Genomic DNA, 12,129 nt, shown 5'->3' on the forward strand with positions numbered 1-12,129 from the left:
TGATCAAGCAGTCAGGTTTTCCAGGTGCGCCTGCTTTATGGAACTACTCACGGGAGAGGACGTGAACAGGTGTGGCGATACCTTCTGGGAGCACCGGATCGGGCTCCGGCTCGCCCCGGGACGTGACCAGGGGCACCACCCCGGCCCACACGGGCAGCTCGTAGTCCTCGGGTTCGTCCTTGGGCGCGCCGCGCCGGATCTTGACCGACGCCTCCTCCAGCGACAGCGCGAGCACGGCCGTGGCGGCGAGCTCCTTGCGCGAGGGCAGGCGGGCGTAGTCCCACTGGCCGGGCGCGAGCTGTTCGGACAGCGCCCGCAGCGCATCCATGCGCTCGTCGGGGTCGGTCACCAGCCTGGGGCGGCCGTAGATGATCGCCGAGCGGTAGTTGAAGGAGTGGTTGAAGATCGAGCGGGCGAGCACGATGCCGTCCAGGTGGGTCACCGTGACGCACACCTCGCTCCCGTCACCGGCCCGTAGGGACCGCGCGCCGGTGGAGCCGTGCAGGTAGAGGGTCTCACCGATGCGCCCGTAGCCGGTCGGCACGACCATGGGGTGGCCGTCGACGACCACCCCCAGGTGGCAGACCAGCCCGGTGTCCAGCACCTCGTAGAGATCGTTCCTGTCGGTGCTGCCGCGCTCTTTGGCACGGCCGAGCGTGGTGCGCGAAGTGGTGGAGAGCATGGTTCGACCGTACGGGCGAAGTGGACCTATTCTGTAGGGCCACTATCAGCCCCTTCGTAGAGACCACTTCCGCCGGTGCACACTCCGCCATCCACCGCGCCATCCACCGCGGGCCGTCGGCCGCAGCCTACCGCCCGCACCCACGTCGACCTGCCCGTGTCCCTGTCGCGCGACTCGGCCGAGCCGCTCACGGCGCAGCTCGCCGGCTGGTTGCGCCGCGCCATGCTGGACGGCGCCCTGGCGCCGGGGGAGCGGTTGCCGTCCACGCGGGCGCTGGCGGTGCAGCTGGCGGTGAGCAGGACCGTGGTCACCGAGGCGTACCAGCAGCTCTACGCCGAGGGCTGGCTGGACGGGCGGCACGGCTCCGGCACGTACGTGGCCGACATCGAGACGCCGCGTCCGCCCCAGGAGAGGCCGTCACAGGAGGCGCGCGTGCCCGCCGAGCCGCTCCCGGGCAGGGAGATCGACGGCGGGATCGACCTCAGGCCGGGCCGGCCCTGGGTGCGCGACTACGACAGAGCGGCGTGGAAGCGGGCCTGGCGCAAGGCGGCCGACCTGCCGCCCGGCGGCTCGCCCGACTCCTACGGCCTGCCGCGGCTGAGGGAGCTCCTCGCCGACCATCTGCGCCGCGCCAGAGGGATGGCCGTCGGCCCGGAGAACGTCCTGGTCACCCGGGGCACCGGCAACGGGCTCGACCTGTGCGCGATGGCGCTGCTCGGCACGGGCGTCAGAGCGGGGGTCGAGGACCCCGGCTATCACGTGGCGCGCACGGTCTTCGCGGCCAGGGGCGCGGAGGTGGTGCCGTGCCCGGTGGACGCCGACGGCGTCGTCGTCGACAGGCTCCCGCGCGACCTGCGCGTGCTCTACACCACGCCCGCCCACCAGTATCCGCTGGGCGGCAGGCTGCCGATCCCGCGCAGGGAACGCCTGCTGGCCTGGGCCAGGAGCACCGGCGCGACGATCGTCGAGGACGACTACGACGCCGAGTTCCGCTACGACGTCGCCCCGCTGCCCGCCCTCTACGGCCTCGACCCCGCGCGGGTGGTGCTCCTGGGCACGCTGTCCAAGATCCTCGCCCCTGACGTCGGGGTGGGCTGGCTGGTCGGCGACCCCGCGCTCGTCGAGCGGATCGCGGGGCTGCGCCACACGGTGGCCGACCGCACCAGCGGTCCCGTGCAGCAGGCCGTCGCCACCCTGCTGGAGCGCGGCGACCTCGACCGGCACCTGCGCAGGATGCGCCTGGAATACGCGCGCCGCCGGGCGCTGGTCGTCGACCTGCTCGGGCCCGTCTGCAGGCTGCGGGGCGACACGGCGGGGCTGCACGTGCTGGCCGAGCTGCCCGAGACCGTCGCGCCCGCGGTCGTCGCGCGGGCCAGGGAACACGGCATCCTGCTCGACTCCATCGAGCACCACCACCACGGCCGTCCCCGCCTGCACGGCCTGGTGATCGGGTACGGCTCCGCCTCGCTCGCCGACGTCCGGCGCGGCTGCCACATCCTGGCCGGCCTGATCAGGCGGGCGACCGGCTGACGGGGCCCTCCGGGGGCTCCAGACGGCGCAGGGCGGGCAGGGCGCGGGCGGCGTACAGCGGGTCGACGGGCAGCACGTGCCCGGCCCACCAGCGCGCCGGGGCGGGGTGCGGTGACGCCTCGGCGTAGCCGGGCGCGTAGTCGTCGTACGGCGGGTCATACAGGTAGCCCGTCGCCACCCCGTGCCACTCCAGCTCGGCGATGGCCGCGTCCCTGTCGCGGACGAGCAGCGGCACGCGGAACAACGGCTGGTCCAGGTTGTCGCGCACGGCGGGAGCGACCGTGGGCAGCTCGGCCAGCCGCCGAACGCCCGCCAGGCGGCGAGCCCGCGTCCTGGGCACCTGGGCCAGCCGCCTTGACCGGTACCAGCGGACGAGCCGGCCCCGGTGACGGCGGTAGTCGTGCAGGTCGGCGCGGACCCAGGGGTCGAAGGGCGGCAGCGCGGGCGCCTGCTTGAGCGCCGCCCGCAGCCCGTCGGGGTCGAGCGGGATCCGGTAACCCTCGCGCGACTCGTGCAGGCCGAGGGCCCTGGAGAGGGCGAGCGCGGGGCGTACGAGGTTGGACCGGAGCGCCGCCTGGCGGGCCATGGACGTGGCCACGCTCATCAGGTCGGCGCGCAGCGAGCCGGGGGCCAGCAGCTCGTCGCGGGCGCGGGCCAGCGCCCTCATGTCCGACACGCTCTCGACGGCGAGCACGCCGCCCGAGCCGGCCCCGGCGTGTTTGGAGAGGCTGAAGACGCCCGCCTGGCCGAACGTTCCCAGCGGCCGGCCGTCGACGTGGCTGTCCAGGGCGTGGGCCACGTCCTCGATGAGGATCTTGCCGGTGAGGGCTGGGACGCGGTCGGGCAGGCCGTACAGGTTGGTGGTCAGGACCGCGTCCACGCCGTCGAGGTCCACCCGGGTGACGTCGATGTTGCCGTCACGGGGGGAGAGCGGCGCGATCACCGGCCGCAGCCCGGCGGCCAGCACCAGGAACAGGATCTCGTCGGCGGAGATGGGCGACATGAGCAGCCGCTGGCCGGGCCGGCACCAGTGGCGTAACGCCAGGTAGAGGCCTAACCGGTTGGACGGAAGCGACAGACAGTGACGGCCTGTGCGCTCTGCGATTGCCTTCATCCTTGTAGGACAGTACGCAGCTTTCCATACGTTTTCAACGCTTTGTCGGCCGTCTTGAGCAAGATCGGGTTGGCCATCACCGTGGCGCGCGTCTTGCGCGCGGGCACCCGCACCATCCAGTGCAGCCCCGCCGCGGCGCCGACCCTGGCCACCCGGCCCTCGGCCACCTGCAGCTCGCCGGTCTTGAGCTTGTCTTTGTACTCCTTCTGGCCCCGGCCCATGTCGATGACGCGGATGCCGGCCTCGGCGGCGCGCTCGGCCATCGCGAGATGGTGGATGAGGCCGGGGGAGTATTTCGCGAAGCGGGGGTCGTAGGCGGGGAACCAGCCGACCAGCGCGGTGCCGGTGCGCAGCCCGAAGTGCCCGGCCACCGGCTGGTCGTCGGCGTGGACCATGTCGAGCACCCCGGCGAAGCTCTCCGACCGGGTGGCCAGCAGCCGCTCGACCAGCTCCACGATCCACCGCTGGGAGAACCGGTCGGTGCGGCCCGTGCGGCGGTACTGGTCGGTCTTCCAGCCGAGCAGCGTGCGCAGCGGCGCCACGTCGGCGCTCGCGTAGTCGTGGCGGATCTTCCCGACCTCGCGCTCCAGCTTGCGCGCCTTGGCCAGGGTTGATTTGTACGTCTTGCCGGAGTGCTGCCTCAGGAACTCGGTGTAGCGGTCGTAGCCGTCGCTCAGGTCGATGATCGGTGACGGGTGCCGCTCGTGCCGGGGTTCCAGCAACGGCTGCCCGGCCACCAGGTGGTCGAACTCGTAGACCGACAGCCCGCAGTCCCTGATCAGCCGGCGGGGATCGAGGTCGAGGCCCTTGACGTGGACGATGCCCTGCGCGTCGGTGAGCCCGGCGGCGACCGGCTTGCCGATGCCCAGCGGATGCCGCTCGAAGGGGAAGAACCCGACGATCTCCGGACCGTCGTGAAGCACGGCCACGCGGACGACATCGCGGACCTCGCCCACCGTGATCGTGAACTCGGGCGACAGGAACGGGTTGTCGAAGACGGTGCCGGGCTCCTGCAGGCTCCGCCACCGATCGATCTCGGGCTCTCCCAGCTCACGAGGCAGGGCAAGGGTGACGCGCATGGGCTCCTACTGTGTGCAGCCACTCTGTGTCCAGCGTCTGGGCAGACGTGTACTCCCCAGGGTAAAGGATCTCGCGCCATGCACATCGCCGCTGGTCTGGAACGTTACGCAACTCCCAGCTGGCATTCAGCACAGAATGAGGTTCTAATGTGTGTTCATGACCGTACCTGGCATCGACCACCCCAGCCTGGTCGCGTGGATGGGCCGTAACGTGCCCGACGCGGGCGAGCCCCTGTCCGTCTCGCTGATCTCGGGTGGGCGGTCGAACCTGACGTATCTGGTCGAGGCCCGCGAGCGCCGGCTGGTGCTGCGCCGGCCGCCGCTCGGCCATGTGCTGCCCACCGCCCACGACATGCGGCGCGAGTTCCGGGTCATCTCCGCCCTCGCGCCGACGCCCGTGCCGGTGCCGGGTCCTGTCGCGTTCTGCGGCGACGAGGACGTGATCGGGGCGCCGTTCTACCTCATGGAGTACGTGGCCGGCGCCGCCGTACGGACCAGGGAAGAGCTCGGCCACCACACGCCTGAGCAGGCGCGGCGGCTGTCGGAGCGGCTGGCCGAGGTGCTGGCGGCCATCCACGCCGTCGACTACCGCGCCGTCGGGCTCGCGGACTTCGGGCGGCCGGAGGGCTACATGGCCAGGCAGCTCGACCGGTGGTGCCAGCAGTGGGAGCGGTCGAAGACGTCGGAGTCGCCGGAATACCACCGGCTCGTCGGCCGGCTGCGGGAGCGCTTGCCCGCCGAGTCCGCCGGCACGCTGGTGCACGGCGACTACCGGCTCGACAACACGCTGATCAGGCTGGGGGAGCTCGAGATCGCGGCCGTGGTCGACTGGGAGATGTCCACCCTCGGCGACCCGCTGGCCGACCTGGGGCTCACGCTGACGTACTGGCACGACGCGGGGGACGACGAGCGGGCGGGGATCCCGGTGGCGGGCGACGTGACGGTGGCGCCCGGGTTCATGAACGCCGCCGAGTTCGCGAGCCACTACATCAAAACATCAGGTCGGGATATTTCGGATCTTGGGTTCTATGTAGCTTTCGGTAACTTCAAGCTGGCGGTCATCGTGGAGGGTATCCACGCCCGCTTCCGGCAAGGTAAGACCGTGGGAGAGGGATTCGACCACATCGGCTCCGCCGTACCCACGCTGATCGCCCGCGCCCACCGCATGCTCGACCAGCACTGAAGAAGCTCGGCCGGCGAACGACCGGCACTCGACCGCGGCCGAGACGCTCGACCAGCCTGGACCCCGGGCCGACCCCGCAAGGAGCGCCATGAGCACAGTTGCACTGATCACCGGAGCGGCCAGCGGCATAGGAGCCGCCGTGGCACGCCGGCTCTCGGCCGGCGGGGTCAAATGCGTGCTCGTCGACCGCGACGGCGAGGGCGTGGAACGGCTGGGCAAGGAGGTCGACGGCGCGTGGCTGGCCGCCGACGTCAGCGAGGAGCAGGCCTCGCTCGACGCCGTCGCGCTGGCCGAGCAGCGGTACGGCCGGCTCGACCTGGTCCACCTCAACGCCGGCGTCAGCGGGCGGGTGGACCTGGCCGACTTCGACGTCGAGCGCTACCGCCAGGTGGTCGGCGTGAACGTGGACGGCGTCGTCTTCGGTGTCCGGGCCAGCGTCCCGCTCCTCGCCCGTTCCGGCGGCGGCGCCATCGTGGCCACCTCGTCGCTGGCCGGGCTCGTGGCCTTCTCCGGCGACCCCGTCTACACGATGACCAAGCACGCCGTCGTCGGCCTGGTCAGGGCGCTGGCCGAGCCGCTGGCCGCCCAGAACATCCGCATCGGCGCCGTGTGCCCCGGCTTCACCGACACGCCGCTGGTCGCGGAGTCACGCGAGGTGTTCGTCAACGCGGGCTTCCCGCTGCTCACCGCCGGCGACGTGGCCGCCGCCGTCGAGTCCGCCTTCTACGCGGAAACCCCGGGCACCCTCCTCATCGTCCAGCCTGGTAGGCAGCCGGTGCCGTACCGTTATGCCGGGGTCCCCGGCCCCGCGGGCGGCCAGCGGCCACCACGTGTGGATTGAGGTACGCGATCTACAAGTGGGACGCATAGTGTCATTAAGGCTGGCCTACGCCCAGCCTTTCTGTATGTTCGTCCTCTTGTGGACTCGTGAGGAATGAGGAGCGTTCAGTGATCCCGACCGATGGCCGTCATGCGCGCCGACGATCGCCCTGGCCCATAGCCCTTGGAGCCGGCATCCTCGCGGTCGTCCTCGTGGCGGGCATCATGGTCTACGCCTCGCTCAGGTCGCAGGGGCGCAGCGACTTCGACGGTCAGGTCGCCACGAGGGTGCCCACGGAGCCGGCCCCCCGGCTGGAGGAGCCGCCCGCGCTGCCCAACTGGCCGCGCTGGGGCGTCACGCACACGCAGTTCAGCGCAGACAACGAGCCGGAACACGTCCTCGAGCAGGCCAGGGGCGTGCTCGGCCGGGTGCCCATGGTGCAGAACCAGCACATCATGGGCTGGGGCGTCGGCAACCCCGAGCCGAGCCCGGGACAGTTCAACTTCGGCGACCTCGACCGGCGGCTGACCTTCATGTCGTCGTCGCGAGGGCTACCGGTGATCACGTTGTGCTGCGCGCCCGACTGGATGAAGGGCGGTAAGGCCGGGCGTACAGACTGGAGCAAGAACCACACCGTCGCCCCCGAACCCGAGCATTTCGACGACTTCGCCAAGCTCGCCGTCAGGGTCGCCAAGCAGTATCCGACCGTCAAGCACTACATGGTCTGGAACGAGTTCAAGGGCTTCTGGGATCCGGCCACCAATAAGTGGGACGCCAAGGGATACACCGAGCTGTACAACAAGGTCTACACGGCCTTGAAGAAGGTGAACAGCGACATCAAGATCGGCGGGCCGTACATCCCGATCGAGAGCAACGCGAGGAGCCAGGAGCCCTCCGAGCTCAGCGGCTCCTGGGGGTCCGTCGACCAGCGCGCGCTCGACGCGGTCCAGCACTGGATCGACCACAAGCAGGGCGCCGACTTCATCGTGGTCGACGGCGCGTCGATGACCAACGACAAGGGCAACGTCCCCAACGACTTCGCCGCCCAGGCCAAGTTCGGGGCCATCACCTCGTGGCTGCGGCAGAAGAGCGGCGATCTGCCGGTGTGGTGGGCGGAGTGGTACGTCGAGCCGGAGAACTCCGGATGGACGGAGGAACAGCGCACCGCGGTGCAGGCGACGGCACTGATGGAGTTCGCCACCAGCGGCGTCACCACGGCGCTCTACTGGAACCCGCAGATGAAGGACGAAGGCGAGTGCCCCGGCTGCCTGTGGGCGCCGAAGGTGGGCGGCGAGATGCCGATGGCCGGCCTGCTGAGCGGGTTCGCCAAGTGGTTCCCCGCCGGGGTCGAGGTCTCCAAGGTCAGGACCTCCGACCAGCGGATCAGAGCCATCGCCCAGCAGCGCCAGAGCGTCATGGTGAACACGTCCGGCGAGGACGTCACCGCGACCGTCGACGGCAGGCAGGTCACCCTGCGGCCGTACGAGATCAGGTGGTCCGGCAGAGGCATGTGAGCATGCCTGCCGGGTTCCTCATCGGCGACCGGGAAGGCGACGGCTTGCTCCGATCGGGCGGGCCGGCCTGGTCCCGTACGTCAGGTAACGCAGCAGCCACTCCACCGGCCCGTACCCATGCCCGCCGAGCCACCACCGGCTGTAGACGACCTGGGCGGCGAAGACGCCCGCGGCGATCAGCAGCTCCATCGGCGGGCTGACCCGGTCCACGAGCGCCAGCCCGTACCCCGTGAAGATCAGCGCGCAGATCAGCGACTGCGCCAGGTAGTTGGACAGCGCCATCCGGCCGGGCGCGGCCAGGGCTCGCCCGATGCGCGGCACGCGCGGCAGCAGCCGCAGGAACGTCGCCGCGTACGCGGCCGCCAGCAGCGGCGCCGTCGCCAGGTCCACCGCCTCGCCCCAGAACTTGTGCACCACGCCGGTCCAGGCGGCCAGCGCGGCGAAGGACGCCCCCGCAAGACCGGCCGTGAAGCCCGTCCACTGCAGCCTGCGCAGCGTTGTCGCGTGCGCGGACAGGTCGCGCAGGGCGCCTGACTTGCCGGCCGCCAGCCCGAGCAGGCACGCGGCCAGCACCGCCGGCCCCTGGAACAGGACGCGCAGCACGGTGATCAGCGACAGCTTCCTCAGGTGCTCCGACACGATCTGCCAGAAACCCCCGCTCAGCGCCGCGTCCGACCTGGCGGCTTCGGCCGCGCCGTCCGTCATCGTGCCCGACAGATCCAGCCCCAGCGTGGCCAGCACGGCCGCCAGCACGAAGCCGAGCGCCAGCACCGCCGTCAGCGCGACGGCCAGCAGCACGGCAGTCCTGGGCCTGATCCGGTGGAGGAACAGCAGGGCCAGGCCCACCACGGCGTACGTCGTCAGGATGTCCCCGGGGAACAGCAGCACGGCGTGCGCCAGCCCGATCAGGAGCAGCCCGGCCAGCCGCCGCAGGAACATCGGCCGGAACGCGCGCCCCTGCCGCGCCGCCGAGTCGAGCTGGAGCGTGAAGCTGTAGCCGAACAGGAACGAGAACAGCAGGTAGAACTTGTTCTCCGCGAACATCGTCACGAACCATCGCACGGCCCAGTCGGACGGCGAGCCGAAGGCGGGCTCCGCCATCCCGGCCATCCGGTATCCGGAGGCCAGGAAGGCGATGTTGACGACGAGGATGCCCAGGAGCGAGAAGCCCCGCAACGCGTCGACGGAGACGATCCGTGCGGCAGCGGTACGTGCGTCCGGTTCTACGGGAAGTGCCCTCTGTGCCCTCATTGAGGGCATCATCCCGTAGAACCTGAGAGTTTCCTGGGAATTCAGTTATTTTGTGCGATGTAAATGAACCGTTCGATGATGACCGCGATGGCCACCACGAACGCCGGGACCGCCAGGAACAACAGGCGTTTGCGCGTCTTGCGCGCCCGGTTGGGACCGTTCAGGCGGATGATCTCGTAGCCGAGCAGCGCCACCCACGTCACGATCAGAGCCCCGATGCCGACCGGCGTCCACGGCGAGGTGGGGTCGCCGCGGCTCTTGTAGGAGTTCGGTTCGGGGATCTCCGTCCCCCTGACGAACTTCTTCCAGGTGTAGAGCGCCGCGTCCTCGTTGGAGAACACCCGTTTCAGGCTGGGCGAGGTGTCCAGCGCCGCACGGAACTTGGCCCCCCAGTCCGCCGGATAACCCTCGTTCAGCTGCAGGTAGCTCACCTGGCCGGTGCTCACCATCAGGTACGAGTTACGCGGCTGCTCCTGCAACGCCTTGACCGCGTCGGCGATCTTCGTCGGATCCTTGTGCACGAGCGCCTGCACGTTGAAGCTGACCCGCTCGACGTCGCGCTCGCCCCACGGCAGGGTCGGCGTGACCTCCGGCCCCAGCTTGGGCACCAGATAGAGCACCCGCGCGCTGGGCTTGTCGTGGTCGTAGACGTAGTGCAGGGCCGCCACCTCGCCGGTGGTGACCCGCTCGAACTTCTCGTTGCCGTACCTCGCCAGCAGGAACGCCATCGCGAACAACACCGCGAAGCACGCCGCGAGCACGACCGAGATCTTCCTGGTCAGCTCGGGGTTGAAGCGCACGTTCCGCTTGCGCAGCGGCACGGTCTCCTCGCGCACGTCGGCGCTGTCGGCCGGCAGGTTGGGGAAGAACGCGTACGCGGCCAGCAGGCACGCGCCGGGCAGCGCGAACATGTAGATGCGCAGCCCGATCTCGCCGCCGTAGCTCTGCAGCCCCAGCGCCAGCACGGGAACGCAGAGCAGGATCAGCGCCGACCTGTCGAACACCCCCCGCCGCAGCCGCCGGAACAACCCGGCCGCCGCCAGCCCGAGGATCACCACCAGGATGCCGAGCCGGGCCTGCAACACCATCGCGTGGGCGGGGTCGGTGCCCTCGATCCGGTCGCCGGTGTTGCTGCGCAGGTTGGACAGGACGTTGCCCAGGCCACCGAAGATCGTGTCGATCTGGCTCGCCCAGAAGCCCACCGTCATGTAGCTGATCCAGGCCGCCACCACGAGCCCGAGGAAGAACGGCAGCCCCCACGTCAGCGAGGTCCGCTTCACCAGCAGGAACGCCGTCAGCACGCCGAGCATCATGAACGGGGTGATCTGGTGCGAGGCCACCGACGCGATGAACAGCGCCATCAACATCATCAGCATGAGCAGCTTGTCGGCCCGGTAGGTGCCGGTGTTGGCCAGCTCGCCCGGCGTCATCGCGTCCAGCCTGCCGAGCAGCTTGCGCAGGCCCTTCGGGGCGATCGGCCTGGTCCGCGGCTCGACCCGCCCGAACCATCGCAGCAGGATCGCCACGTACGCCAGATACAGGGCGAACGTGAAGCCCTGGGGCGAGAAGTAGTCCTGCCCGATCCACTGCACCAGCACGAACAGCAGCGCCGCGAACCACCGCGCCCGCGTGGTCGCCACCACCTGGCGCAGGATCAGCACGAACGGCAGCAGGTACAGCAGGTTCGACAGGAGCGGCGTCCACTGCAGGATCGTCGTCATGTCGCTGATGCCGGCGGCCTTCGTCACGAACGCGAACAACGCGAAGAAGCCCGGCCAGCCCATGCGGGCGTCGATGCCGATCGCCGTCTCGCCCGTCCTGCTGATGAACTCCACGAAACCGGCATGGATGTACGCCGTCGGGAAACGCGGCTCGCTCGCCACGAGCGACCCCACGCCGTGCAGGGCGAACGCGATCGCGGCGATCTGGAACAGCAGCAGGAACTTGCGGTCGGTGCTCTGGGCGACCGTGACGAAGAACGACACGAGCATGATCAGGATCGCCAGGAACGCGGTGACCGGGAGCGCCGAGATCAGCCCGAGACCGTCGATGTCAGCCGGGTCCACACCCCGCAGCGGCCCCGGGGACACCTTGACGGCGAGCACGAACATGAGCAGGCCCTCGAGGACCAGCAGCACGGGCAACCACCGGGGCGCGCTGGCGATCAGCGCGCTGACCCGGGCTTTCAGCGACTGCGGTCGCGCCGGCGCCCGCCGCGCGACCGGCCCTCCGGCCGGACCCTGCGGCAGCGCCTCCTGCACCACACCCACGCGCCCGTACGGCGGCCCCCCGACGTGCGCCCTGCCGGCGGGTCCTCCACCGGCGGGCCCTCCACCGGCGGGCCCTCCACCGGCGGGTCCTCGACCGACGGGCCCTCCGACATGAGGACTCCCCGTTGCGGGCGGCGCTCCGGTGTTCGGGTTCCCGCCGTGTGGGGTTGCCGCTGTGGGTGGCGCTCCGAGGTTCACATTTCCGGCGTGAGGGCTTCCCGTGGCCGGGGTCGTGGCCGGCGGCGCTGCGGTGTTCGGGTTCCCGGTGTGAGGGCTGTCTGTGGCGGGCGGCGCTGCGCTACCCGGGTTTCCGCCGCGAGCTCCCGGCTCGGCCTTACCGGCCGGTTGCGGAGGCACACCCGCCTGCCCGCCTCCCGCCGGTTTCGTCCCGCCGGCAGCCTGCGGCTTACCGGCACCTGGTGACGTACCGGTGCCCGGTGCGGCTGCGGTCGGCTGGGTGCCGCTGGAAGGCTTCTCCTCGGACGGTCCTGGGCCGGTGGCGGGCTTCGTTCCACCGGAGGGTCGGGAACCGCCCGACGACTGCGATCCGCCGGACGGCTGCGAACCGGAGGGTTGCGACTTGCCGGACGGTTGGGAGCCGCCGGGTGGCTGGGCGTCGGCGGCGGGTGGCGGGCGGAGCCCGGGGCTGGTCGGGGCGGTCTCCGGTGAGGAGCCCGCGTCGCCCT

The 12,129-nt window shown here is 70.7% G+C and carries 9 protein-coding genes; 4 read left to right on the top strand and 5 right to left on the bottom strand.

The window, feature by feature from the left end; genetic code table 11:
- Positions 1 to 43: 43 nt before the first annotated feature.
- Positions 44 to 682, bottom strand: a complete 639-nt coding sequence (locus ABGB14_RS29950; protein WP_347647169.1) for a pyridoxamine 5'-phosphate oxidase family protein — start codon at positions 680 to 682, stop codon at positions 44 to 46.
- Between the two features lie 150 nt (positions 683 to 832).
- Here ABGB14_RS29950 and ABGB14_RS29955 point away from each other — a divergent pair, with 150 nt between their 5' ends.
- On the top strand, positions 833 to 2,212 hold the full coding sequence (locus ABGB14_RS29955) for a PLP-dependent aminotransferase family protein (protein ID WP_347647263.1): 1,380 nt from the start codon (positions 833 to 835) through the stop codon (positions 2,210 to 2,212).
- On the opposite strand, the gene ABGB14_RS29960 is transcribed toward ABGB14_RS29955, so the two are convergent.
- Together ABGB14_RS29960 and ABGB14_RS29965 are read right to left on the bottom strand one after the other, a co-directional pair.
- Complete coding sequence (locus ABGB14_RS29960) at positions 2,193 to 3,326, bottom strand: DegT/DnrJ/EryC1/StrS family aminotransferase (protein ID WP_347647170.1); 1,134 nt, start codon at positions 3,324 to 3,326, stop codon at positions 2,193 to 2,195. The genes ABGB14_RS29955 and ABGB14_RS29960 overlap by 20 nt on opposite strands.
- On the bottom strand, positions 3,323 to 4,405 hold the full coding sequence (locus ABGB14_RS29965; protein WP_347647171.1) for a GNAT family N-acetyltransferase: 1,083 nt from the start codon (positions 4,403 to 4,405) through the stop codon (positions 3,323 to 3,325). The genes ABGB14_RS29960 and ABGB14_RS29965 overlap by 4 nt, the downstream gene beginning before the upstream one ends.
- A gap of 157 nt (positions 4,406 to 4,562) precedes the next feature.
- Here ABGB14_RS29965 and ABGB14_RS29970 point away from each other — a divergent pair, with 157 nt between their 5' ends.
- The 3 genes from ABGB14_RS29970 to ABGB14_RS29980 all read left to right on the top strand — a co-directional run bounded on the left by ABGB14_RS29970 (position 4,563) and on the right by ABGB14_RS29980 (position 7,922).
- A complete protein-coding gene (locus ABGB14_RS29970) occupies positions 4,563 to 5,588 on the top strand; it encodes a phosphotransferase family protein (RefSeq protein ID WP_347647172.1) in 1,026 nt (341 codons plus the stop codon).
- Positions 5,589 to 5,676: 88 nt separating this feature from the next.
- Complete coding sequence (locus tag ABGB14_RS29975) at positions 5,677 to 6,429, top strand: SDR family NAD(P)-dependent oxidoreductase (protein ID WP_347647173.1); 753 nt, start codon at positions 5,677 to 5,679, stop codon at positions 6,427 to 6,429.
- Positions 6,430 to 6,536: 107 nt separating this feature from the next.
- Positions 6,537 to 7,922 (top strand): xylan 1,4-beta-xylosidase, encoded by a 1,386-nt coding sequence (locus ABGB14_RS29980; protein ID WP_347647174.1) that lies wholly within the window; start codon positions 6,537 to 6,539, stop codon positions 7,920 to 7,922.
- Positions 7,923 to 7,940: 18 nt separating this feature from the next.
- On the opposite strand, the gene ABGB14_RS29985 is transcribed toward ABGB14_RS29980, so the two are convergent.
- A complete protein-coding gene (locus tag ABGB14_RS29985) occupies positions 7,941 to 9,173 on the bottom strand; it encodes a DUF418 domain-containing protein (protein WP_347647175.1) in 1,233 nt (410 codons plus the stop codon).
- Positions 9,174 to 9,214: 41 nt separating this feature from the next.
- Entirely contained in the window at positions 9,215 to 11,443 is a 2,229-nt protein-coding gene (locus ABGB14_RS29990) for a hypothetical protein (protein WP_347647176.1), read from the bottom strand.
- Between the last annotated feature and the right edge of the window lie 686 nt (positions 11,444 to 12,129).

Source organism: Nonomuraea sp. B10E15 (genome assembly GCF_039871615.1).
In the GTDB taxonomy this organism is placed as follows: Bacteria; Actinomycetota; Actinomycetes; order Streptosporangiales; family Streptosporangiaceae; genus Nonomuraea.